Genomic DNA, 22,907 nt, shown 5'->3' with positions numbered 1-22,907 from the left:
TTCCTTACTTTTAAAATTAACCCATCAACACGATCACGGCATTTTCCAGCGCCTGAGCCTGCTGGTTGAGCGCAACCGAAGCCGCCGCGGACTCTTCCACCAGCGTGGCGTTCATCTGCGTGATCTGCGCAAGCTGCTCCACCGCGATCTGCGACTCTTCGATCTCCACGCTCTGGCCGCTGCTGGCTTCGGCGATCTCCGAAATGGCGTGCGTGAGTTGCGCCACGGAATGCTCCACCTTGCTCATCTCCGCACCCGCACCGGCGGCCGCCTCGGCGCTCGCCTTCATCATGTCGAGCGAACTGTCGATCAGAGACTTGATTTCACGCGCCGCGGCCTCGGATCGCTTGGCGAGCGTGCGCACCTCGCCGGCCACCACGGCAAAGCCGCGGCCGTTCTGCCCGGCCCGCGCGGCCTCCACGGCTGCATTCAAGGCCAGCAGGTTGGTCTGGAACGCAATGCCGTCGATAGTGGCCGTGATTTCCGAAATGCGCCGCGAGTGGGCCGCCAGATCTTCCGTGAGCCGCGCCGAGCGGCGCGCGGCTTCTGCTGCCGCCGATGCCGCTTCGGCGGTGCGCTGCCCTTCGCTGCTGGCGGCCTTGGCCGAATCGGCATTGTGCCGCGCGGTTTCCGTGATCTGGCCGAGCGTGGCCGTGGTCTGCTCGATGGCGCTCGCCTGCTGCTCCGTGCGCGCCGAGAGATTCGCGTTCCCATCGGCCAGTCCCGAGGACGCGTCGCGCACCTTGTCGATCGAACCGCGCGCGTCCATCAATATGCCGATCAGCTTGCCGTTCATCTGGTTGAGCAGCCGCCCGAGCAGGCGCGTATGCGTATCCCCGCACTCGCGAAAGCGATGCTGGAGTTCGCCGGCAAGGACAACGAGTGCGCTGGCATTCATCTGCGCGAGCGGGGCGAACACGTTGCGCGTGAGGTACGCCGCCATCAGCGCGCACGACAAGGCAGCCACCACCGCAATCGACCAGCCGAGCCGCTGCCCGATGGCGTGCGCAAGCAGCCCGCTGGCCGTGCAGGCAGGCACGAGCAGGATCATCAGGGCCTGCACCGCCATGATCGCGTCAAGCCGCCCGACCGCCGAAAGCCCCAGCAGACGATCAGGTATGCCAAACACGCCCTTGCGAATGGCGCGGCCGCCCTTCAACCGCCAGCGGGAATCCTCCTCGCGCCGCAAGTCGGCATAGAGACGTTGCGCCGCCTCGATTTCGGCCTCGCCCGGGCGCGTGCGCACGGACATGTATCCGGTAATCTCGCCGTCGCGCACGGCGGGCGTCACGTTCGCCAGCACCCAGTAGAAGCCGCCGTCCTTGCGCCGGTTCTTGACCATCCCCGACCATGGCCGGCCGCTCTGGATGGTGCGCCACAGGTCTTCGAAGGCCGCAGCGGGCATCTCGGGATGCCGGACGATATTTTGCGGCTGCCCCATCACTTCGTCGCGGGTGAAGCCGCTCGCGCGCAGAAAGGCGTCGTTGGCATATTCGATAACGCCGTTGCCGTCCGTCCGGGTAATGATGACCTCGTCCTGCGGCAGCACATATTCGTGGTCGTTGACCGGTACGTTGATACGCATCGTGGTGATCGGTTCGTCGTTTTTGCGCGCTCGGGCGAGGCGCGCTTACCCCTGAAATTCACGACCCGATCGAACCTTCGACCGCGGCCGTGGAAAGCGACCGCCAGTATGCCCGTGCGACAGGCCCGGCTATTTCCTCGCACTTGACGAATATCAAGATAACGCACAAGTTTGTTTTGGGCCTGCGCAGCGGCGCGGAAGCAAACGTTTCCAGTCGCGCTCGCGCGAACCGCGCCGCCGCTTTATTGCTGCTCTACGTAGCGCATGTGCGCATCGCTCCGGCGCTTGAGATCCTCCGTGGTTGCGCCGTTGCCGTCGGGCCGCCAGCCGGGCGGCTTCATCAGATAGTCCAGCGCCTCGCGTAGCGAGCGCGACGCGCGCAGGTCGCGCCACAACGCGCCCCAGTGACCGAATTCGATCGTGAGCAGGTTGTAGGTCGTCACGGGCTCCACGAGGCCGAAGCGGCACGGCACCTGCGGTTTTTCCGCAATATAGGTGCCAAAGAGCCGGTCGAAGACGATCAGGACACCGCCATAATTTCCATCGAGATAGTCGAGGTTCGCGGCATGATGCACGCGATGCGAGGAAGGCGTGTTGAGTATCCATTCGAGCGGGCCGAGACGCGGGATCCACGTGGCATGCAGCCAGAACTGATAAAGCAGATTGACTGAAAGCAGCGTCATCACGATGAGCGGCGGCATGCCGAACAACGGCGCGAGCACGAAGAACCCCGTCGAACCCGTAAGGCGGCCCGTCCAGCCCAGTCGATAAGCCGCCGAGAGATTCAGTTGATTGGGCGAATGATGAATGGCGTGCGTGCACCAGAACCAGCGCGTGCGATGCGCGCTGCGGTGGTACCAGTAATAGCAGAACTCCTGACCAATGAAGCACGCCAGCCAACCGCTCCAGTGATGCATGGGCAGCGTCCAGAGACGGTGTAGCCAGAACCAGTTCATCGTCTTGCCCCAGAACGCAAGCGGCAGCAGCCAGCGCAACGGGTATTCGCGAATCAGGAAGTCGGTCACCGAGACGGCTGAAGCCTTCCAGTCGTAGCGGCGCCAGCCGTGCCGGATGGCGAGCACAAGCGCCTCCACCAGCGAGGCGGCGAGCACGACGGCATTGGCGTATGGGAGGTACTTGAGCAGAAGAGCCATGGCTGGGCGGCAGTCGAGAGGGTGATGCCAGCCAGCGTAGATCCGCAGCCCTCGGGCCGCTATCGGCCTGGGATGAGCCGGGCCGACCGTGGGGCGAACAGGAGTGTTTGCGCTACTGGCGAAGGCGCGCCATCAGCGCTTCGCGATATTGCCGGCTGCACGGCACCTCGCCGCCGCTCTTCAGCACGACCGTGGCATCGCCCTTCGCCCGCGGTTGCACGGCGAGCACAGCGGCCACCGCCACGGCGAAACTGCGATGCGTGCGAACGAACGCGGGCGCGAGATCGCCGAGCAAAGCGGTGAGCGTGCGCCGCAGCAGCAGGCTGCGCTGCGGAAGATGGATGTCGACGTAGTTGTCGGCGGCTTCGAGCCATTCGATTTCCGCGCATCGCACCACATGCGTGATACCCCGGTCCACGATCATCAGATTCGCGGGCATGCCCACGCTCGGGCGCGCCGCGCTTTTCGCCGCGCTTTTCACCGCGTTGTTCGCCGCACCGTTCGCCGCGTTATTCGCCGTGCTCCGCCCCGGGTGGCTCAATCGCTGCACGGTGCGCGCGAGGCGCTCCGGCTCGACAGGCTTGAGCAGATAGTCAACGGCCTGGGCGTCGAAGGCACGCAAGGCGTACTGGTCGAACGCCGTTACGAAGACGAGCGCGGGGGCGTCGTCGGGCAGCGACGCGGCAACATCGAAGCCGTCCACTTCGGGCATCTGCACGTCGAGGAAAATCACGTCGGGCCGGAGTTCTCCGGCCAGCAGCAGCGCCGTGGCGCCATCCGCGGCTTCGCCCACTACCTCGACATCGGCAAACGCGCGCAGCATATGGCGCAGCTTGCTGCGCGCGGGCGCTTCGTCATCGACAATCAGTGCGCGCACGGCAAGCTCACTCCCACGATCAAACCACCGCCTGCGCGCACGCGCAAGGCGAGGCATGCCTCTGTGCCGTACAGCGACTGCATGCGGCGTTCGAGATTGCCGAGGCCCACGCCGCGCCGCTCGGGAAGCTGCTGCAGATCGCCATCGTCTTCGATCTCCAGCTCCAGCCGTCCGGCGCGGCACGCGGCGCGCACGGCGATATGCGTGACCGCGCTGCGCCGTTCGACCCCGTGCCGAAAGCAGTTTTCGAGCAGCGGCTGCAGCCCGAACGTGGGAACGCGGCACGCGTGCGCGGCCGGATCGATCTCCCAGGCAATCTGCACGCGCTCGCCAAAGCGCTGGGCCATGATCGCGGCATAGGCGCGCAGCAGCGTCAATTCGTCGGCCAGCGGCTGCTCCAGGCGCTGGCTCGCGTCGGTCGTGGCGCGCAGCAGGGTTGCGAGGCGTGTAAGCAGGGTGTCGGCGGCATCGGGATCGGAGTGAATCAGCGAAGAGATCGTATTCAGCGCGTTGAACAGGAAATGCGGCTGCAACTGCTGCGTCAACTGCGCAACCTGCATCTGCCGCGCGAGGCTCACCTGCCGCTCCGCGGTGAGGCGCTCCTCGACCCACGCACGATAGGACCTCATGCCGAAATGGATGCCGCCGAACATCGTGTAGAACAACACGAAGTTCGTCGTCTCGTAGGCCATCACTTCGCCCCACGGCCCGTGTTTGTAGGGGTGGCCGGCAAGCGCGAACACGCCGATTCTCACGGCGTACATGGCCGCGATATAGGCCACCAGTTGCAGCGGCATCCACGCCCAATGGTGCAGGAACCACTGTAGCGGCTGCTTGAGAAAGCGGTCGAACCGGTCGGCACGCCGGATCTGCACGACGGCCAGCACGGTTGCCGCCAGCGCGGACGACGTCACGTCGACAAGCGGGCGCCAGAACTGCAGCCGCCCGGTCCATAAGGACTCCTGTATGCCGAGGAGCAGCATGATGAGCCAGAACGCCACCCACAGCCACGCGAGGTGCCGCCACAGCGGTTTGGGTTCTTCGCTGCGCGGTTCGCCGGGATGTTTGCCAGGCGGTTCGCCCGGTTCTTCCAATACGTAGCTCGTGCTCATGGATTACGTTCGGTCGCGCCGGTCATCTGGTTTCATTGCGACAACCGGCAAGTGTATTCGCTGGTCCAGGTGCCGTTGTTGCATCGCTGGCAGAGGTACTGCGGGCACTGCGTGACAGTCTGGCCCGGCAAGGCGCATCGATGGACGACGGTGCCGTCGGCAACGATGTCGTGATTCGGCGTGAGACACGAACTGGCCGGCTTGACGACGACGGGCCGGGCCGGCGGCGGCGACGATCCTTCCACGTGCACGCATGCCGCGGCCACGGCACACAGGCCGATGACCGCGAAAAGCTTCAGGCAACGCATCGCGAACATGGCGCACCTCCCCTCCGGCTCGTCTCATCGCCTGTCTTGCGCGATGGGGCAATGGTACTCCGGAGGCGCGCCTGCGCACTCGAACGCTACGCCGTAACGTCCGGCGACCGGAACACCGAGCCCGTGTTCGTGCCGGGTGCCGGATTCCCCGTTGCGTCTATCGCAGCGCGACGGATACCGGTGACAGGTGGCGCTCGATGCGAGCGACCTGGGTGCCGGACCGGTGGCAACCGTGCACCTGCCCGCGCGGATTCCGGCTGGGTTTCACGGTGCGCAACTGCCGCGCGAGGATTAATTCGCGGCGAAGAATGCGCCCCGAAAAGGGGCACCCACCCCAAGCCGCCCAGGTGTTTACCCGAAAGGCTATTGTCATCATGCTATCGATATGCCGATAATATTCTCATGGATGTGAAAACTGCAGTGCGCGTCTTCGACGTGATCAACCTCTTTGCCGAAGTCCGGCAGCCCATGATCTACAGCGAGATCGCGCGTCGAACCGAGATCCCGCTGTCGAGCTGCCACGCGCTGTTGCAGACGATGGTGGCAAAAGGCTATCTGTACGCGCCGGGCGTGAAGGCCGGCTACTACCCCACGCAGCGGCTGTTGCACGTGGCGCGCGACATCTGCAGCGAGGACCCGCTCACGCTGGCCTTCCAGCCGCTCCTCTCGGCGCTGCGCGACGCCACCGGCGAAACCGCCGCGCTCGCCACGCTCGCGGGCAATCGCGTGGTCTATCTGGACGTCATGGAGTCGCGCCAGAAGATCCGCTACAGCGACGAACCGGGCGGCTTCATGACTGTCGCGAGCGCGGCGGGCAAGGCGCTGCTCGGCGCGCTCGACCCGGCGGTGCGGCGCAAGCTGCTGGACCGTTGCGAGCCGCTCTCCGTCGCCCCCGGCGGCACGGTGGTTGATCGCGCAACGTTCGAGTGCGAGATCGAGCAGGGCGTGATCGACGGCTGGCATCGCTCGACGGGCGAAAGCGTGGAGGACGTGGCGGGTCTCGCGCGCGGTTTCCGGATTCACGGCGAAGCGTTCGCGCTCGTCATCGGCGCGCCCAAGGCGCGGCTTTTGAAGAACGAGCAGAACGCGGTGAAGGCGCTGCTCGAGGTCTATGCGCAGATTCCGCCCTCGCTGCTCGCATGAGCAGCGAAGGACGCGGCGCGAGTTCGCCGTAGACCGCATGGCAGGAGACATACGATGCGTTGGAAGAACCGGCCCGAAGGGTCCAACTGGGGCGACTTCGGGCCCGACGATCAACTGGGCCGCCCGAATCTGATCGGCACGGAGCAGGTGCTCAAGGGCGCGCAGGAGATCCGCGCGGGCCTGAGCTTTTCGCTCTCGCTGCCGCTCGACTTTCCGGGCGAAAGCAAGCTCAACGTTCGGCGCCACCCGCCCGTGTTGCGCCCGACCTTTCGCGACGGCCTGCCCTACGTGAACTTCCCGTTCGCGCGCAACGAGGCCAGCGCGACCGACGTGGTCAGCGACGACCAGGTGCTGCTCTCGCTCCAGTATTCGACACAGTGGGACTCGCTCGCGCACGTGGGCGCGCGTTTCGACGCCAATGGCGACGGCGTGGCGGAAAGCGTCTACTACAACGGCTATCGCGCGAACGAGGACATCGTCGGCCCGATGGAATACCGCGCCGACGACGGATATGCGCCGCACGCCTGCGGCGGCGAACACAGCCATGCCGACGTGCTGGGCATCGAAAACCTGGCCGTGAAGGGCATGCAGGGCCGCGGCGTGCTGATCGATTTCGTCGCGCACTACGGGCGCGCGCTGCGCACCGTGGGCTACGACGATCTGATGGACGTGATTGCGAAAGACAACATCGTGGTGGAGCGCGGCGACATGCTCCTGCTGCGCACCGGCTTCGCGGAAATGATTCTCGAAATGAACCGCCAGCCCGACGAAGCGGTCCTCGCGAATCATTGCAGCGCACTCGATGGCCGCGACGAACGCCTGCTGCAATGGATTACCGATTCGGGCATCGCCGCGCTCGCCGCCGACAACTACGCGGTGGAGCGCTACCCGGCGCGCGCGCCGGCCACGCAGGGCGAGCATCCGCTGATGCCGCTGCACCACCACTGCCTGTTCAAGCTCGGCCTGCCGCTGGGCGAACTCTGGTATCTGCGCGAACTGGCCGAGTGGCTGCGCGCGCATGGCCGCTCGCGCTTCATGCTGACCGCGCCGCCGCTGCGTCTGCCCGGCGCGATGGGCTCGCCGGTCACGCCGGTCGCCACGGTCTGAGCGGCCCGGCGCATTTCATTCGCTCGCTATCGATTCCACCCTGCACCGACGCATTCCCATCATGGCAAAAGAACGAGTCTTGATTACCGGCGGCGCCGCCGGCATCGGCGCCGCGTGCGCCGCGCGCTGCGAAGCGGACGGCTATGAAGCCGTGGTCATCGACCGCGTGGGCGATGGACTGATCGCCGATCTCTCCGACGTAAAAGCCACCGCCGCCGCGCTGGCCCGCGCGCTGGAAGGCGGCCCGATCACGCGCCTCATCAACAATGTGGGCGTCGTGCTGCCCGCCGATGCACAGCACCAGACGCTCGACGAACTCGAACGCGCGTGGGCGCTCAACGTGCGCTGCGCGCAGCAGTGCATGCAGGCGCTCCTGCCCGGCATGAAAGCGGCGGGCTTCGGGCGCATCCTCAATATGTCCTCGCGCGCGGCGCTCGGCAAGGAACTGCGCACCGCCTACTCGGCGACGAAGGCCGCACTGATCGGCATGACGCGCGTCTGGGCGCTCGAACTGGGCGCCTTCGGCATCACCGCGAACGCGATCGGCCCGGGTCCCATCCGCACCGAACTCTTCGACCGCGCGAACCCGCCGGGCGCGCCGCGCACCCAAGCCATCATCGACGCCGTGCCGGTCAGGCGCGTGGGCACGCCCGACGACATCGCCCATGCTGCCTCGTATCTGCTCGACGCGCGCAGCGGCTTCGTCACGGGCCAGGTGCTGTACGTGTGCGGCGGCATGACAGTCGGCGTAGCGGGAGTGTGACGATGACCGCTCCCGCCACCCGCCGCGCCGCAATAGTCGGCGCGGGCAGCATCGGCGTTGCCTTCGCCGTGGTGTTCGCGCGCGCGGGCTGGCGCGTGCGGCTCTACGATCCCGACGCGGAGCGCCGCGCCGCCGTGCCTCGCGAGATCGCGCTGCGCCTGTCCGACCTCGCACACCACGGCTTGCTCGACGAAACCGCAAACGCCATCGCTGCGCGCGTGGAAATCGTCGATACGCTCGCTGCCGCAGCGGCCGAAGCCGACCTCGTTCAGGAATGCGCGCCCGAGCGTGCGGAAATCAAGCGCGAACTCTTCGAGCAGATGGACCGTGCCGCACCGGCGCATGCAATTCTCGCGAGCGCGTCGTCGTTTCTCGCGGCATCGAAGTTCGTCGATGCAGCGTTGCCCGGACGCGCGCGCTGCCTCGTCGCGCATCCAGGCAATCCGCCCTACCTGATCCCCGTAGTCGAAATCGTGCCGGCGCCGTTCACCTCCGACGCGGCCACGGCGCGCGCCATCGACCTCTTCAGCGAAGCCGGGCTGCGCCCCGTCACCGTGCACAAGGAAGTGGAAGGTTTCATTTTCAACCGGCTGCAAGGCGCCGTGCTGCGCGAGGCGTATTGCCTCGTGCGCGACGGCGTGGCCAGCGTGGAAGACATCGACCGTGTGATGCGCGAAGGGCTCGGCCCGCGCTGGTCCGTGATCGGCCCGTTCGAAACCGTCGATCTGAACACGCGCGGCGGGATCGCCTCGCACGCGCAGAAGATGGGGCCCGCCTATGCCCGCATGGGCGCGGAGCGCGGCCAGCACGACCCGTGGACGCCCGAACTCGTCGCGCGCGTGGAAGCCCAGCGGCGCAGCGCGCTGCCGCTCGACCAGTGGGAGGCGCGAGTGGCCTGGCGCGACCGCGAGCTCATGCGTCTCGCGCGCCACCGCAAGGAACAGAAACAGATTCAGGACAACGAAGCAGACTGAAACCCTCACCCGCTCGAACGAAACCCGAGCGCAAGATCATAACGATTACGACCAGGACAGAGACATTCGCATGCAAAAGATCACCGCCTTCTTCACGGAGCTGATGCGCCGCTATCTGCCCGATCCCTTCGTGTTCGCAATCGGCCTCACGCTGCTCACCATGGCGCTGGCCGTACTCGTGCAAGGCCAGGCCATCACGGCGCTCACCACGAGCTGGGGCAAGGGCTTCTGGGCGCTGCTCGCCTTCACCACGCAGATGGCGGTGATCCTCGCCATGGGCTATGTGCTTGCAACGGCCCCCCTCACCGACCGCTTTCTCGACCGTCTCGTCGCCCGCGTGAACGACCCGCGCATGGCCGTGATCGTCGCCACGCTGGTGGGCGGCATCGGCAGCTATCTGAACTGGGGCTTCGGCCTCGTGGTGGGCGGCATCGTTGCGCGCAAGCTCGCGCTGCGCGTGAAGGGCGTGCACTACCCGCTCATCATCGCCTCTGCCTATAGCGGCTTCACGCTCTACGGTCTCGGCCTCTCCGCGAGCATTCCGGTGCTCATCTCCACCAGGGGGCACCCGCTCGAAGCGCAGATGGGCGTCGTTCCGCTCTCCGAAACGATTTTCTCGCCCGTCATGCTCGTCACGAGCCTCGTGGTCATCGTTACGCTGCCGCTGCTCAACGCGTGGCTGCATCCCAAGGCGGGCCAGAGCGTGAAGGAAATCGACCGCAACGCCGAAGCCGCACCGAAGGCGGGCCCGGTCGCGCTCGATCTCGACGAAGGCAAGACGTTTGCGAACCGGCTCAACAACAGCCGCCTTCTGAGCTACGTGATCGGCCTGATCGGCATGGGCTATGTGGGGCTGCACTTCTACGAGGGCGGCTCGATCGACCTGAACCTCATCAACTTCTTCATCCTGTTTCTCGGCATCATCCTGCTCGGCACGCCGATCCGCTACGTCGAGAAGCTCAACGAAGGCATCCGCACCATCAGCGGCATCATCCTGCAGTATCCGTTCTACGCCGGCATCATGGCCATCATGGCGTCCTCGGGTCTCGTCAACACGTTCTCGCATGCCTTCGTGAACGTCGCGACACCCGCCACGCTGCCGTTCTGGGGCCTCGTCAGCTCGTTCTTCATCAACTTCTTCGCGCCTTCGGGCGGCGGCCACTGGGTCGTGCAGGGCCCGTTCATGATCGAGGCCGCGAAGTCGATTGGCGCTTCGGTGCCGCATACCTCGATGGCCGTCATGCTGGGCAACGCGTGGAACGATCTCGTCCAGCCGTTCTGGATTCTGCCCGCGCTGGCGCTCTCGAAGCTCAAGCTCAAGGACATCATGGGCTACACGGTCATCATGATGTTCTGGATCGGCATCGTTTATACGGTGGCGATTCTCGTCTGGGGCTGATAGCCGCCCCTCGTCCCCCTACCCGTTCATCAAGGAGCGCTACCCATGCTGTTTATCGTGCACATGCAAGTGCAGATTCCACCCGATACCGACCCGGCTTACGCCGATGCCCTCAAGGCGCAGGAAAAGGCCTTTTCGCAGAAGCTTCAGCACGAAGGCAAGTGGCGCCACCTGTGGCGCGTGGTGGGCGAGTACGCGAACTACAGCGTGTTCGACGTGGCATCGAACGACGAACTGCACACGATACTCAGTTCGCTGCCGCTCTTCCCATACATGAAGATCAGCGTGACGCCGCTCGCGCAGCACCCTTCGGCGATTGTGCCTGACTAAGTGCCGAACCCCGCGAAAACCGCCATGCCTTACCTGATCGAAACCTTCGACAAACCGGGCCACGCCCACGTGCGCGCACGCGAGCGCAGCGCGCATCTGGCGTTTCTCGAGCAGCACAAGGCCCTGCTGCTTGCCTGCGGCGCCAAGCTCAACGACGACGGCAGCGACGCAGGCGGCGGCATCTATATCGTGGACGTGGACACCCGCGAGGCCGCCGAACGTTTTATCGCCGGCGATCCGTTCACGCACGCGCGCCTCTTCGAGCGCGTGAGCATCGTGCGCTGGCGCAAAGCATATCTCGACGGGGTGAGCCACCTGCCGCGTTGAGCGCAGCGCCGCCTTCAAGACGCGCGTCATTCCACCGTGTCGTTCACATCGGTCAACCGGATCATGTGCGGCTTCACCCGCTCCTCGTCCGGCCGCTCCCCTTCCTCTTCGGGCGGATGAATGAGTGCGTCGAGCCGCGCGCGCGTTGCGAGAAATTCGGGCGAAGTGAACTGTGCGTAGCTGCGCGGGCGCGGAACCGGCACCTCGATCAACTCCTGCACCTCGCCCGGGTGCGCCTTGAGCACCAGAATGCGGTCGGCCAGAAAGATCGCCTCGTCCAGATCGTGCGTGATGAAGAAGATCGTGATATCGACGTTGCGCCAGATGTCGAGCAGATGCGCCTGCATCTTCGCGCGCGTCTGCGCGTCCAGGGCGCCGAAGGGTTCATCCATCAGCAGGATGCCGGGCCGGTTGGCGAGCGCACGCGCAATCGCCACACGCTGCTTCATGCCGCCCGAAAGCTGATGCGGGTATGCATGGGCAAACGGAGCGAGACCCACCAGATCGAGCCATTGCAGCGCCTCGCGCTCCGCCTGCGCCGCGCCCTGGCCGTTCATCCGCAGTCCGAACATCACGTTCTTCTTGACCGTGAGCCACGGAAAGAGCGTATATCCCTGGAACACCATGCCGCGATCCGCACCCGGGCCGCGCACGGCCTGCCCTTTCACCCGCACCTCGCCGCTCGTCTGCGTTTCGAGCCCGGCGAGTATGCGGATCAGCGTGGATTTGCCGCAGCCCGAAGGGCCGATCACGCAGACGAACTCGCGCCGGTGCGTGGTGATGCTGATGTCGGCGAGCGCCGTGTGCTCGCCCTGCGGCGTGACAAAGCGCTTCGTAAGATTGCGCACTTCGAGTACCGGCTCGCGTGCCTTGAGGCGCTCGAAGCGCGCGCGTACCGCATCGGACTGAAGTAGATAGTCGGGAACGGTCTGCGGATTGAACATGATGCGGGTCCTTGAAAAGCGGTGCGGAATACGTCGCGGCGGCGCAGACGCGTGAAACGCCTGCTACGCCTTCAGCGTGCGATCCCACGGAAAAAGCTTGCGCCCGACGAACGCAAGAACGAGATCCGTGCCGAGACCAATGATGCCGATCATCATGATCGCCGCGTACACGTTCTGGAAGTGCTGGTAGCGGGCCTGCTGCGTAATGTACCAGGTGATGCCCGAACTGGTACCCACGAGTTCCGCAACGATCAGATAAGTCCACGCCCAGCCGAGCAGAATGCGCTGGTCGCGGTAGAGATCGGGCAGGATGCCGGGCACCACCACGTGCGTGAGCAGCTTCAGGCGCGTGGTGCCCAGCGTCATCGCCGCTTCGAGCAAGCCGTATTCGAGCTTGCGCGTGGTATTGGCGACGATGAGCACCTGCTGGAACAGCGTGCCGATCACGATGATCGCCACCTTGGGTGCGTCGTAAATGCCGAGCACGGCCACCATCAGCGCGCCGAACGCCGGTGCGGGCAGATAGCGGAAGAACTCGAAGAACGGCTCCTGCAGGCGCGCCAGTGCGCTATAGGTGCCGCATACGATGCCCAGCGGCACGCCGGCCAGCGACGAGATGACAAAGCCCCAGAAGATGATCTGGATACTGTGCCAGAGACTCTGGTGCAGCCATACGCCGTCCTGCGAAGCCGGCGGCGTGGTGAAGGCGGTATAGAACGCCTCGAGCACTTCGTGCGGCGCCGGCAGATAGACGGGGTTCGCCGGCGTGCCTGCGGGCAACGCGGTATGCGCCTCGCGGGCATGGGCCAGTTCGTCGGCAAAGACGTCCTTGTCCACGCGCATACCGGGCTGGAAGTAATCGACGCTGCCCGGCTGCGTGACGAGCATCTGCGGATGCCAGACAAAGGGCACGTAGCTCACCACGCACCACACGAGCAGCGGCAGCACGAACGAGCCGATCCCCAGCATCCATTTGCCGCGCGGCGACAACTCGCGGCGCACTGCCAGCCATCCTGTCTGGTTGAATCCGGCCATGACGTGCTCCTTCGTTGGATCGTCCGTATTACTTGAGTGCGCTGGTGAGCGACGGATCGACGTAGGCGTTCACGTCCTGCGAAGTCTTGTACACCTGGTACTTCACGTTGAACGTGTCGGCGGCGCGGCTCGATCCGTAGATCGATCTGAAACCGTCGCCCTTCGCGTAGGCCTCCTGAGCCTCGGGTAGCGTAAGCAGCTTCGTGCCCTTGAGAAGCGGCAGATACTGCTGCGGCGTAAGGCCCACGCGTGCCGACATGATCTTCACGGCGTCGCCCTGGGTGGCCGGATCTTCGATGTAGTGCACGACGCGATACCAGACCTTCGCGAGCTTCTCGTAGTCGGCGCGGTGTGCGGCAAGGCTCACGGGATTCACCGCGAGCACGTCGTAGATCAGCCCCGGTTCGTCGGCCGAAGTAAATACCGGCCGTGCCCCCGGCACCTGGCGCAACGCTTCGCCCGCATTCGGCTGCCACGCCGCGATGGCCGCGACGTCCGACGAAGCGAGCACCTGCGGCGTTTCGTTGGTCTTCGCGTTGACGAGCGTGACGTCGCTCTCTTTCATGCCGGCGCGCTGAAGCGCGTCGAGCAGCAGCAGATGATCGACCACGCCAAATTCCACGCCGATCTTCTTGCCCTTGAGGTCCTGCATCCGGCGCGCCGGAGGCTTGGCCACCACCATGTCGTTGCCGTTCGAGTAGTCGGTGATGAGCGCCATCACGTTCTTCGCGCCGTTCGCCCCCATCGTGAGCGCATCGCCATTGGTCACGAGTACCGCGTCCAGCTTGTCGGCCGCGAACGCGTCCATCGAAGCCGCGTAGTCGAACCAGTCGAACTGCACGTCGAGGCCGGCTTCCTTGAACCAACCCTTGTCGATGGCGACCTGCCAGGCCACCCAGCCCGGCCAGTCGCTATAGCCGACGCGCAGCGGCGCCGCGCTGGCGCCCTGCGCGAGCGCGGCCAGAAGACCCGTGGCGAGCGCAAGCGCAGCCGCCGCACGGCCCAGCCGGCGGCGAACGCCGGGAAGACCGTTTTCGAATTCGGCACGGACGTAATAGAGCGAAGTCATCTTCATGGGGAATCTCCAGAACGATTGCTGCTTGGAATGGATTGGGATAACTAAAAATTTCGTCATGTCACGATTTAGCGGAAACTGCGGTGTCCGCACGTCCTGCATCGGCGGCTTCGGAATCCACGCGTATGACCATCAGGCGTTGCCCCGCCACCACCGCGTCGCCGGGCGCACAATTCAGCGTTTCGATGACGCCGTCCGCTTGCGCGCTCACCGTCACCTCCATCTTCATCGACTCGATGATCGCCACCTCCTGGCCCTCGGTCACGCGCTCGCCCTCGGCCACGAGCAGCCTCCATACGCTGCCCGAGACATCGGCGCCCACGGCTCGGCGGTCATCGCCGAGCGCGTGGCTCGCGCCGGCTGCGTCCATGCCAACGGCTTCCTGCGCACCGGGCTCGCCCGCATAGTCGGCCTGTCCCGCTGCCCGCCAGCGCTCGCGCTCCGCTTCGAACGCCGACTGCTGGCGCGCCTTGAACGCTGCGATTGAGCCGCTCTCGTCGCGCAGGAAACGCTCATAGGCACCGAGATCGAACACCGATTCCTCGATCTGCAGGCTCCGCCGCCCCGCTACGAAGTCGCGGCGCCACGCTGCGAGCTCCGCCTCGCTCACCTCGAAAAAGCGGATTTCGTCGAAGAAGCGCAACAGCCACGGCTTGCCGGCTTCGAATTCCGTGGTGGTCCCGTAGCGATTCCACATCTGCACCGTGCGGCCGACGAACTGATAGCCGCCGGGACCCTCCATGCCGTAGACGCACAGGTAAGCGCCGCCAATGCCAACCGCGTTTTCCGGCGTCCACGTGCGCGCCGGGTTGTACTTCGTCGTGACGAGCCGATGGCGCGGATCCACGGGCGTCGCCACGGGTGCGCCCAGATAAACGTCGCCGAGACCGAGTACCAGGTAACGGGCATCGAACACGATGCGCTTCACGTCTTCGATCTGATCGAGACCGTTGATGCGGCGAATGAACTCGATATTGCTCGGACACCACGGCGCATCGGGCCGCACCGATTGCATGTAGCGCTCGATGGCCACGCGCGTGGAGGGGTCGTCCCACGAAAGCGGCAGGTGCACGATGCGATTGGGTACGCGCATGGCATCCACGGCCGGCAGCGCTGCTTCGGCATCCTGAAGATGAGCGATGAGTCGATCACGAGAGAGCACGCGATGATCGAAATGGACCTGCAGCGAACGGATGCCCGGGGTGAGATCGATGATGCCGGTCAGCGGGTGCTCCGCGAGCCAGTGCATGAGCGCATGCACGCGAAAGCGCAGCTTCAGGTCCAGCACCGGCGGACCGTATTCGATCAGCAGATTGCGGTCGCCCGAGCGGCGGTACACCACGCCTACCCCATCGCCCGCCTGGCCGTCGCGATACAGCACGCATTCGTGCATGCCGGTCGAAACGACGTCCGCGGCGGCCTCGCATGGAGCCGGCACGAAGCGCACCGTGTCGCCCGGACGAAGCTGACCAAGCTTCCAGAGGTCGTCGGCAATGATCGTCACGGGGCACACGAAGCCGCCCAGGCTCGGACCGTCTGGCCCGAGGATGACGGGCATGTCGCCGGTGAAATCCACGGCACCGATCGCATAGGCGTTGTCGTGGATATTCGAAGGATGCAGGCCCGCCTCGCCGCCGTCCGGACGCGCCCACTGCGGCTTCGGCCCGATCAGGCGCACCCCCGTGCGGCTGGAGTTGTAGTGCACGGTCCAGCTCGCCTCGTAGAGCATGGCGATGTCCGCGGGCGTGAGGAAGTCGGGCGCACCGTGCGGGCCATCCAGCACCGCGAGTTCCCAGCCATGCGTGAGAGCCGGCACACGCGCCGCTTCGAGCTTCGCGCCGGTTTCGCCGCAGCCGGCGCCGGGCGCGAGGTGCAGAACATCGCCCTTGCGCAACGCGCGTCCCGCGTGACCGCCGAACCGGCCCAGCGTGAACGTGGCCTTGCTGCCCAGATAATCCGGCACCTGCAGGCCGCCCTTTACCGCGAGACACGCGCGCACGCCCGCAGCGGTCACGCCGCCCAGCTTGAGCACGCTGCCCGCCGCCGCGCGCACCACCTGCCACTGCGGCACCGGTTCGCGCTCCAGCGTGGCCGCGAGCGGCGCGCCGCCCAGCACGAACAGCGTTTCCGTATTGAAGCGCAGCGTGGCGCCGACCATCGTGAATTCGAGCCCCGCCGCATCGGGGGCATTGCCCAGCAGCGCATTGGCGAGACGAAACGACAGGTCGTCCATCGGCCCGGACGGCGGCACGCCCACATCCCAGTACCCCTGCCGCCCAGGCAACTGCTGCACGGTGGTCTGCACGCCCCCGTCGAGCACGTCGATCGTGTGTGGCGCAAACAGGAAGCGACCAAGAAAGCCGGTGGTCTGCTCACCCGCCGCGAACGTGGCCGACCCGACTATCGCGCGCAGGTAGTCGAGGTTCGTTTCAATGCCGTAAAGCTCGGTGCCCGCCAGCGCCCCGCGCAGGCGGGCGAGCGCAGCCTCGCGCGTGGCGCCGGTAGCGATGATCTTCGCGAGCAGCGGATCGTAGAACGCGCTCACTTCGGTACCCGCCTCGATCCACGTATCCACGCGTACGTCCGGTGCAAACGCAACGTGCGTGAGCTGGCCCGCAACTGGCTGGAATTGCCGGTTTGGATCTTCCGCATACACCCGCACCTGGATGCTCGCGCCGGACCTGACGAACGTATCGAGTGTATCGAGCGGTGCCAGCGTGCCTTCGGCCTGGCGGATCATCCACTCCACGAGATCGACGCCCGTCACTGCTTCGGTCACGCCGTGCTCCACCTGCAGGCGCGTATTCACTTCGAGAAAGTAAAACGCGCGCGTATCGGTGTCGAATACGAACTCCACGGTGCCCGCCGACGCGTAATGCACCCCCTTCGCCAGCCGCACGGCCGTAGCGTGCAGTGCCGCGCGCTCTTCGCCGGTCAGGCCGGGCGCGGGCGTTTCCTCGATCACTTTCTGGTTGCGCCGCTGCACCGAACAATCGCGTTCGCCGAGCGCAATCACGTTGCCCGCGCCGTCGCCGAACACCTGCACTTCGATATGGCGTGCCCGTTCGACGAATTTTTCGAGGTACACGCCCGCGTTCGCGAAGTTGCTCTCGCCCAGCCGCACGACTGAAGCGAAGGCCGCTTCGAGCTGCCCGGCGTCGCGGCACAACGACATGCCGATACCCCCGCCACCCGCCGTGCTCTTGAGCATGACCGGATAACCGAGCGACGCCGCTGCCTCCAGCGCGGCCTGCACATCAGGCAGCAGCCCCGTGCCCGGCAGCAGCGCTACGCCGTTCGCACGCGCGATCTCGCGAGCCGTATGCTTGAGCCCGAACGCCTTCATCTGCTCGGGCTTCGGCCCGATGAAGCCGATGCCGGCCTCCTCGCAGGCCGTTGCAAACGCTGCATTCTCGGAAAGAAAGCCATAGCCCGGGTGCACCGCCTGCGCGCCCGTGCGCCGGGCGGCATCGAGTATCGCTTCGGCGTTCAGATAGCTCGCGGCAACGGGCGACGGTCCGATGAAGACGGCTTCGTCCGCCAGCGTCACATGCATCGCATCGCGGTCCGCTTCGGAATACACGGCTACCGATGCGATGCCGAGCCGCCTGAGCGTGCGGATCACACGGCACGCAATCTCGCCGCGGTTGGCAATGAGAATTTTCTCGAACGCCATCACGCCTCCCATATCACGAGGCGCACCGGCGTGGGGTTGTAGCCGTTGCAGGGGTTGTTCAGTTGCGGACAGTTCGAGATCAGCACCGTCACGTCCTGCTCGGCGCGCAACTCCACATATTTGCCCGGCGCGGAGATACCGTCTTCGAACGTCAGGCTGCCCTCGCGCGTGACCGGCACGTTCATGAAAAAGTTGATGTTGCTCACGAGGTCGCGCTTCGTGAGCCCGGCGCCCGCACCACAGTGGCAATGCGTGATGGCGTTGAGGAAGCTGTCGCGGCAGCTATGCATGTGGCGCTTTTCCAGCGCGTAGCGCACGGTGTTGCTCTCCGCGGCGCACGCGCCGCCCAGCGTATCGTGGCGGCCGCAGGTATCGGCCACGATGGTCAGGAGTGCATTGTTGTGGTTCGACATCAGCACGCTGCCCGCCGTGAGATACAGATTGCCTTGCGCACGCACGGTGTCTTGCGCGCTATAGCGTTCGGCGGCGTCGGTGCTGCGGTAGAACAGTGTGTCCACCGCCTGGTTGCCCTCCAGGTCGACGATGCGCAGCGTCTCGCCGCGTTTCAGGTCGTAGAGCCACGGCTCGCCCGCGCGGAGCGTGAAGTCGTAGCGGGCCTCGCGCACGTCGCGCGTGCTTTCGATGATCGGCATGGCGGGCCCCTCAGGCGAACAGACGGTCGGTATTGAGGAAACCGCGGCCGTTTTCGGCGCATGCGGTGCGGCACGGGTCGTCGGCGGGCGCCGCCGCTTCGGCGGGATAGGCACGCCACGCGATCAGCCTCACTGGCTTCGGCGCATAGCCGCCATGCGGATCGAGCGGATGCGGCGCCGTGGAAAATGCCGCGAGCGTATTCATCTCGAAGCGCAGGTCGAACGCCGCGCCTGCTGGCGAATGCTTCGGCACGAAGGAGAGCGCGCCGTCGTCGGCCACCGCCACCTTGCTGAAGAAGTTTACGTTCGCCACCAGATCGCGTGCCCCCAGGCCGTATTTCGCGAGTTCGAGCACGAGGCTGTCGCGCCCGTTGCGGATCATTGCGTTGCGATGGGTCTGATAGTGCGTCTCGCCGTATTTGCGCGCGAAGAGCGCGGCGTCGCCCACGCCGCCCAGCGGATCGTGCCAGCCGAGCGTGTCCGCCGTGATCGATGCGATCACGCGGCCCATGTCGGTATAGAGCGCATGTCCGCGCGTGAGATGCGCGGTGTGCTGCGCTTTGAGCGTGTCCGCCATGTTGTAGCGTTCGAGCGGATCTTCCTGGCGGTGGAAAACGGCGGCGAGATTCGCGCCGCCTTCGAGATCGACGATGCGCAATGCGAGCCCGCGGCGGAGCACGCCGGACCAGTGCGCACCGGCAGGGATCACGGTTTCCCAGAGCGGTGCGGCAAGCGGCGGTAATGCAGCAAAGCCGGGGGAGAAACTAGACGAAGAGCGGGACGGCATGGAGGCTCCTGGAGGCGAAGGGAAAAAGCGTGAGAGGGCGACCGAACGACATCGCGACCTCCCGGGCTTTTATCCCTCCGTGGAGCCTCGCTACCGCCTTGCGATGAAGGTGGTTGACGAGACCGGATTGCTCTCGGACCAGGCATCGCACGCGAAATGACGCGGCGACCGGAACCCTAGCGATCCTAAGATGATGCAAATTGCTTCGCACCTCTCGACAGTCTCTTTAGCGAGTTCTGTGCCAGCAACACGCGTCACCAGGCGACAGCCTTGTGCCGTGGTGCGCAAAGCGGGTTCACCGTGAACGAGGCACGCGCGCGGCCATGGGGCACGGCGCGGTCGCCGCGCCGCAAATGGGCATACCGCGCACCGTCCCGAGGCCGGGGCACCACGATGGCGCGCGCGCGGCGCACGTGGCCGGCTCCCGGCGCGAAACCCGCGCGCCGCCTGCGTAGACCGCTCGCGATGGCACGACCGTTGCATCGTCCCCGACCACACACTCATATCGATCGGGGTCCGCCATGTCCTTCGTCGTCCGCCTGCGCCACGCGCTCCATGCTTTGCTGGCTGCGCGCTTTATCGAGTTGCAACGGCAGCCGGTTGCCATCGGCATCCGGCGTGCGCCCCGCCGCGCCCGATAGGGCACGCGATAGCGCGCCCGACACCGCTTCATCAATGCGAATGCCGCGGCACCTCCGCTCCGCGGCATCCCACGAGAAAATCGAAGTCGCACCCCTCGTCGGCCTGAAGCACGTGCCCGACATAGAGGCTGCGATAGCCGCTGCGGTCCTCGGGCGTGGCCTGCAGCGTGCGCGCCCATTCGGCGAGGCGCGCCTGCATCTCCTCCTCGCCGATCTCCACGGTAAGCGTGCCTGCCTCGCAGTCCAGCGCGATCCAGTCGCCGTCGCGCACGATCGCAAGCGGGCCGCCCGCGCGCGCCTCGGGCGCCACATGCAGCACCACCGTCCCATAGGCCGTGCCGCTCATGCGCGCATCCGAAACGCGCACCATGTCCGTCACGCCCTGGGCGAGCAGCTTGGGCGGCAGGCCCATGTTGCCCACCTCGGCCATGCCGGGATAGCCCTTGGGTCCGCAGTTCTTCATCACGAGTACCGAGTCCGCCGTCACGTCGAGTTCGGGATCGGCAATACGCTGCTTGTAATCGTCGAAACTCTCGAACACCACCGCGCGCCCGCGATGCGCGAGCAACGCAGGCGTGGCCGCGGAAGGCTTGAGCACCGCCCCCCGCGGCGCGAGATTGCCGCGCAGCACGCACAAACCGCCATCGCGCACGAGCGGCGCATCGAGCGGGCGGATGACTTCCGCATTATGAATAGGCGCCTCGCGCACGTTTTCCCAAAGCGTGCGGCCGTTTGCCGTGAGCGCGTCCGGATGCGGGATCAGCCCCGCCTCGCCTAGCCGCCGCAGCACCGCCGGCAAGCCGCCCGCGTAATAGAACTCCTCCATCAGATAACGGCCGGACGGCTGCAGATCGACGAGCGTGGGCGTGCCCCGTCCCATGCGCGTCCAGTCGTCGAGTTCGAGCGGTACGCCGATGCGCCCCGCAATCGCCTTCAGGTGAATGGCCGCATTCGTCGATCCGCCGATGGCCGCGTTGGTGCGGATCGCATTCTCGAACGCTTCGCGCGTGAGCAGCTTCGACAACCTCAAGTCCTCCAGCGCCATCTCGACGATACGCATACCTGAAAGATGCGCATGCACATAACGCCGCGCATCGACCGCCGGAATCGCCGCGCTGTGCGGCAGCGTCACGCCCAGCGCCTCGGCCATGCACGCCATGGTCGAAGCCGTGCCCATGGTGTTGCAGGTGCCCGCCGAGCGCGACATGCCCGCTTCCGCAGACATGAACTCGTGAATGGAAATGCGCCCCGCCTTCACTTCTTCGCTGAGCTGCCACACCACCGTGCCCGACCCGATGTCGCGCCCTTCATGCTTGCCGTTGAGCATCGGGCCGCCGCTCACCACGATGGCGGGCACGTCGCAACTCGCCGCGCCCATCAGCAGCGCGGGCGTGGTCTTGTCGCAGCCCACCAGCAGCACGACGGCGTCGATCGGGTTGCCGCGAATCGCTTCCTCCACGTCCATCGAAGCGAGGTTGCGCGTGAACATGGCGGTGGGCCGCAGGTTCGACTCGCCATTCGAGAACACCGGGAACTCCACGGGAAAGCCGCCGGCCTCGTACACGCCGCGCTTCACGTGCTCGGCGAGCTTGCGAAAGTGCGCGTTGCAGGGCGTGAGTTCCGACCAGGTGTTGCAGATGCCGATGATGGGCCGGCCGTCGAACTCGTGGTCGGGGATGCCCTGGTTCTTCATCCAGCTTCGGTACATGAAGCCGTTCTTGTCGGCGGCGCCGAACCAGGCGGCGGAGCGCAGCTTCCTTGCGCGAGTGCTCATGACGGGTGCCTTGCAGGTGACAATAAGTTATAAATAGCATGACTATATGAAGCATGATCACCGGGAAAACGCTAATCGAAACCCCTCTACGCCCCGCATATAGTATGTCTATTGAAGTCGGCAGGCAGGCGGCCGCTGATTTTCCGGCCGCCCGGGATGGCGCGAAATCCCCGAGGCACGAGTCCAGCCGTGACGGACTGCGGGTGTAGCGCCCTTTGAAGAAAAACAACCCAGGCTACATCGGAGACACGCATGAAACTGGCAACTCGCATGATCGCGGGCGCGCTCATGTCGGCCGCCTTCGCACTCGCGGCGGCCCCCGGACACGCTCAGGACAAGCAGATCACGCTGGGCTTTGCCCAGGTCGGCGCGGAAAGCGCGTGGCGCACCGCCAATACGGTGTCCATCAAGCAGGCCGCGAAGGACGCCGGCATCAACCTGAAGTTCTCGGACGCCCAGCAGAAGCAGGAAAACCAGATCAAGGCGATCCGCTCGTACATCGCGCAGCGAGTGGACGTGATTGCGTTCTCGCCGGTGGTGGAATCCGGCTGGGAGCCGGTGCTGGAGGAAGCAAAGCGCGCGAAGATTCCCGTGATCCTCACCGACCGCAACATCGACGTGAAGGACACCTCACTTTATGTGACGATGATCGGCTCGGACTTCATGGAAGAAGGCCGGCGCGCGGGCAGGTGGCTCGAAGAGCACTACAAGAACAACCCCGGTCCCGTCAATATCGTCGAACTGCAGGGCACCGTGGGCTCCGCGCCCGCGAACGACCGCCATGCGGGCCTGATGGAGATCATCAAGAACGATCCGAAGTTCAAGATCATCGCCTCGCAGAGCGGCGACTTCACGCTGGCGGGCGGCAAGCAGGTGATGGAGGCCTTTGCCAAGACTTACGGCAACAAGATCAACGTGGTGTACGCGCATAACGACGACATGGCGCTCGGCGCGATCCAGGCCATGGAAGAAGCCGGCATGAAGCCGGGCAAGGACGTCAGCGTGGTGTCGTTCGACGCGACCAAGGGCGGCTTCGAAGCGATGATCGCGGGCAAGATGAACGTGGATGTCGAGTGCAGCCCCCTGCTCGGACCGCAGCTCATGCAGGCCGTGAAGGACGTGGTGGCGGGCAAGGAATTGCCCAAGCGCATCGTCACGAACGAGACGGTGTTCCCGATGAACGTGGCGGCGCAGGTGCTGCCCACGCGCAAGTACTGAACGCCGGCAGCGGCGC

General features: G+C 65.6%; 20 protein-coding genes, 1 pseudogene and 1 riboswitch. Of the genes and pseudogenes, 9 read left to right on the top strand and 12 right to left on the bottom strand.

Going from position 1 to position 22,907, the window contains the following annotated elements; all coding sequences use genetic code 11:
• Window positions 1-16 precede the first annotated feature (16 nt).
• The 5 genes from BFE01S_RS39780 to BFE01S_RS45105 form a co-directional block, all read right to left on the bottom strand.
• Window positions 17-1,585, bottom strand: a complete 1,569-nt coding sequence (locus BFE01S_RS39780) for a methyl-accepting chemotaxis protein (protein ID WP_042338268.1) — start codon at window positions 1,583-1,585, stop codon at window positions 17-19.
• A gap of 242 nt (window positions 1,586-1,827) precedes the next feature.
• A complete protein-coding gene (locus BFE01S_RS22855) occupies window positions 1,828-2,739 on the bottom strand; it encodes a sterol desaturase family protein (protein ID WP_028227499.1) in 912 nt (303 codons plus the stop codon).
• 112 nt (window positions 2,740-2,851) lie between these two features.
• Window positions 2,852-3,616, bottom strand: a complete 765-nt coding sequence (locus tag BFE01S_RS22850; protein WP_028227498.1) for a LytR/AlgR family response regulator transcription factor — start codon at window positions 3,614-3,616, stop codon at window positions 2,852-2,854.
• The gene (locus BFE01S_RS22845) at window positions 3,604-4,728 is read right to left on the bottom strand and encodes a sensor histidine kinase (protein WP_052420959.1); all 1,125 of its coding nucleotides are present in this window, start codon (window positions 4,726-4,728) and stop codon (window positions 3,604-3,606) included. The genes BFE01S_RS22850 and BFE01S_RS22845 overlap by 13 nt, the downstream gene beginning before the upstream one ends.
• A 32-nt stretch (window positions 4,729-4,760) precedes the next feature.
• A complete protein-coding gene (locus tag BFE01S_RS45105) occupies window positions 4,761-5,045 on the bottom strand; it encodes a hypothetical protein (RefSeq protein ID WP_028227496.1) in 285 nt (94 codons plus the stop codon).
• Between the two features lie 87 nt (window positions 5,046-5,132).
• On the opposite strand from BFE01S_RS45105, the pseudogene BFE01S_RS45930 reads away from it, so the two are divergent.
• The 8 genes and pseudogenes from BFE01S_RS45930 to BFE01S_RS22800 all read left to right on the top strand — a co-directional run.
• Window positions 5,133-5,340: pseudogene (locus tag BFE01S_RS45930) on the top strand (carotenoid oxygenase family protein); the annotation flags it as partial.
• Window positions 5,341-5,447: 107 nt separating this feature from the next.
• On the top strand, window positions 5,448-6,188 hold the full coding sequence (locus BFE01S_RS22830) for an IclR family transcriptional regulator (RefSeq protein WP_028227495.1): 741 nt from the start codon (window positions 5,448-5,450) through the stop codon (window positions 6,186-6,188).
• 54 nt (window positions 6,189-6,242) lie between these two features.
• Window positions 6,243-7,295, top strand: a complete 1,053-nt coding sequence (locus tag BFE01S_RS22825; RefSeq protein WP_028227494.1) for a cyclase family protein — start codon at window positions 6,243-6,245, stop codon at window positions 7,293-7,295.
• Between the two features lie 61 nt (window positions 7,296-7,356).
• Window positions 7,357-8,058 carry an SDR family oxidoreductase gene (locus BFE01S_RS22820; protein WP_028227493.1) on the top strand — a complete coding sequence of 234 codons (702 nt, stop codon included), beginning with the start codon at window positions 7,357-7,359 and terminating at the stop codon, window positions 8,056-8,058.
• A gap of 2 nt (window positions 8,059-8,060) precedes the next feature.
• A complete protein-coding gene (locus BFE01S_RS22815) occupies window positions 8,061-9,032 on the top strand; it encodes a 3-hydroxyacyl-CoA dehydrogenase (RefSeq protein WP_042338267.1) in 972 nt (323 codons plus the stop codon).
• A 70-nt stretch (window positions 9,033-9,102) separates the two neighbouring features.
• Window positions 9,103-10,431 carry a short-chain fatty acid transporter gene (locus BFE01S_RS22810; protein ID WP_028227491.1) on the top strand — a complete coding sequence of 443 codons (1,329 nt, stop codon included), beginning with the start codon at window positions 9,103-9,105 and terminating at the stop codon, window positions 10,429-10,431.
• Between the two features lie 45 nt (window positions 10,432-10,476).
• Window positions 10,477-10,761 (top strand): muconolactone Delta-isomerase, encoded by a 285-nt coding sequence (catC, locus tag BFE01S_RS22805; protein ID WP_028227490.1) that lies wholly within the window; start codon window positions 10,477-10,479, stop codon window positions 10,759-10,761.
• Window positions 10,762-10,785: 24 nt separating this feature from the next.
• On the top strand, window positions 10,786-11,088 hold the full coding sequence (locus BFE01S_RS22800; RefSeq protein ID WP_028227489.1) for a YciI family protein: 303 nt from the start codon (window positions 10,786-10,788) through the stop codon (window positions 11,086-11,088).
• A 26-nt stretch (window positions 11,089-11,114) separates the two neighbouring features.
• Here BFE01S_RS22800 and BFE01S_RS22795 read toward each other — a convergent pair whose 3' ends face one another.
• From BFE01S_RS22795 to BFE01S_RS22755, 7 genes are all read right to left on the bottom strand, one after another.
• Window positions 11,115-12,032, bottom strand: coding sequence for an ABC transporter ATP-binding protein (locus tag BFE01S_RS22795; RefSeq protein WP_028227488.1), 918 nt, complete (start codon window positions 12,030-12,032; stop codon window positions 11,115-11,117).
• A 63-nt stretch (window positions 12,033-12,095) separates the two neighbouring features.
• Window positions 12,096-13,067, bottom strand: a complete 972-nt coding sequence (locus tag BFE01S_RS22790; protein ID WP_028227487.1) for an ABC transporter permease — start codon at window positions 13,065-13,067, stop codon at window positions 12,096-12,098.
• A gap of 28 nt (window positions 13,068-13,095) precedes the next feature.
• Window positions 13,096-14,142, bottom strand: a complete 1,047-nt coding sequence (locus BFE01S_RS22785) for an ABC transporter substrate-binding protein (RefSeq protein WP_245621174.1) — start codon at window positions 14,140-14,142, stop codon at window positions 13,096-13,098.
• Between the two features lie 61 nt (window positions 14,143-14,203).
• Window positions 14,204-17,818, bottom strand: coding sequence for a 5-oxoprolinase/urea amidolyase family protein (locus BFE01S_RS39775; protein WP_042338299.1), 3,615 nt, complete (start codon window positions 17,816-17,818; stop codon window positions 14,204-14,206).
• Window positions 17,818-18,471 (bottom strand): urea amidolyase associated protein UAAP2, encoded by a 654-nt coding sequence (locus BFE01S_RS22775; protein WP_028227485.1) that lies wholly within the window; start codon window positions 18,469-18,471, stop codon window positions 17,818-17,820. The genes BFE01S_RS39775 and BFE01S_RS22775 overlap by 1 nt, the downstream gene beginning before the upstream one ends.
• Window positions 18,472-18,481: 10 nt before the next feature.
• The gene (locus tag BFE01S_RS39770) at window positions 18,482-19,258 is read right to left on the bottom strand and encodes an urea amidolyase associated protein UAAP1 (protein WP_042338266.1); all 777 of its coding nucleotides are present in this window, start codon (window positions 19,256-19,258) and stop codon (window positions 18,482-18,484) included.
• Between the two features lie 56 nt (window positions 19,259-19,314).
• A riboswitch (guanidine-I (ykkC/yxkD leader) is annotated at window positions 19,315-19,449 on the bottom strand.
• Window positions 19,450-19,930: 481 nt separating this feature from the next.
• Entirely contained in the window at window positions 19,931-21,673 is a 1,743-nt protein-coding gene (locus BFE01S_RS22755; RefSeq protein WP_028227484.1) for an IlvD/Edd family dehydratase, read from the bottom strand.
• 270 nt (window positions 21,674-21,943) lie between these two features.
• Here BFE01S_RS22755 and BFE01S_RS22750 point away from each other — a divergent pair, with 270 nt between their 5' ends.
• Window positions 21,944-22,891 (top strand): ABC transporter substrate-binding protein, encoded by a 948-nt coding sequence (locus BFE01S_RS22750; RefSeq protein ID WP_407668241.1) that lies wholly within the window; start codon window positions 21,944-21,946, stop codon window positions 22,889-22,891.
• Window positions 22,892-22,907: the final 16 nt, after the last annotated feature.

The organism is Paraburkholderia ferrariae NBRC 106233, from assembly GCF_000685035.1.
Taxonomy (GTDB): domain Bacteria; phylum Pseudomonadota; class Gammaproteobacteria; order Burkholderiales; family Burkholderiaceae; genus Paraburkholderia; species Paraburkholderia ferrariae.
This window is presented reverse-complemented; position numbering and strand designations above follow the sequence as displayed.

Coding starts and splice junctions, on each gene's coding strand:
- BFE01S_RS22775 (WP_028227485.1), bottom strand. CDS start 18,471: ATGCCGATCATCGAAAGCACGCGCGACGTGCGCGAGGCCCGCTACGAC.
- BFE01S_RS22790 (WP_028227487.1), bottom strand. CDS start 13,067: ATGGCCGGATTCAACCAGACAGGATGGCTGGCAGTGCGCCGCGAGTTG.
- BFE01S_RS39775 (WP_042338299.1), bottom strand. CDS start 17,818: ATGGCGTTCGAGAAAATTCTCATTGCCAACCGCGGCGAGATTGCGTGC.
- BFE01S_RS22785 (WP_245621174.1), bottom strand. CDS start 14,142: ATGAAGATGACTTCGCTCTATTACGTCCGTGCCGAATTCGAAAACGGT.
- BFE01S_RS22815 (WP_042338267.1), top strand. CDS start 8,061: ATGACCGCTCCCGCCACCCGCCGCGCCGCAATAGTCGGCGCGGGCAGC.
- BFE01S_RS22830 (WP_028227495.1), top strand. CDS start 5,448: ATGGATGTGAAAACTGCAGTGCGCGTCTTCGACGTGATCAACCTCTTT.
- BFE01S_RS22810 (WP_028227491.1), top strand. CDS start 9,103: ATGCAAAAGATCACCGCCTTCTTCACGGAGCTGATGCGCCGCTATCTG.
- BFE01S_RS22845 (WP_052420959.1), bottom strand. CDS start 4,728: ATGAGCACGAGCTACGTATTGGAAGAACCGGGCGAACCGCCTGGCAAA.
- BFE01S_RS22750 (WP_407668241.1), top strand. CDS start 21,944: ATGATCGCGGGCGCGCTCATGTCGGCCGCCTTCGCACTCGCGGCGGCC.
- catC (WP_028227490.1), top strand. CDS start 10,477: ATGCTGTTTATCGTGCACATGCAAGTGCAGATTCCACCCGATACCGAC.
- BFE01S_RS22825 (WP_028227494.1), top strand. CDS start 6,243: ATGCGTTGGAAGAACCGGCCCGAAGGGTCCAACTGGGGCGACTTCGGG.
- BFE01S_RS45105 (WP_028227496.1), bottom strand. CDS start 5,045: ATGTTCGCGATGCGTTGCCTGAAGCTTTTCGCGGTCATCGGCCTGTGT.
- BFE01S_RS22795 (WP_028227488.1), bottom strand. CDS start 12,032: ATGTTCAATCCGCAGACCGTTCCCGACTATCTACTTCAGTCCGATGCG.
- BFE01S_RS39770 (WP_042338266.1), bottom strand. CDS start 19,258: ATGCCGTCCCGCTCTTCGTCTAGTTTCTCCCCCGGCTTTGCTGCATTA.
- BFE01S_RS22855 (WP_028227499.1), bottom strand. CDS start 2,739: ATGGCTCTTCTGCTCAAGTACCTCCCATACGCCAATGCCGTCGTGCTC.
- BFE01S_RS22820 (WP_028227493.1), top strand. CDS start 7,357: ATGGCAAAAGAACGAGTCTTGATTACCGGCGGCGCCGCCGGCATCGGC.
- BFE01S_RS39780 (WP_042338268.1), bottom strand. CDS start 1,585: ATGCGTATCAACGTACCGGTCAACGACCACGAATATGTGCTGCCGCAG.
- BFE01S_RS22755 (WP_028227484.1), bottom strand. CDS start 21,673: ATGAGCACTCGCGCAAGGAAGCTGCGCTCCGCCGCCTGGTTCGGCGCC.
- BFE01S_RS22800 (WP_028227489.1), top strand. CDS start 10,786: ATGCCTTACCTGATCGAAACCTTCGACAAACCGGGCCACGCCCACGTG.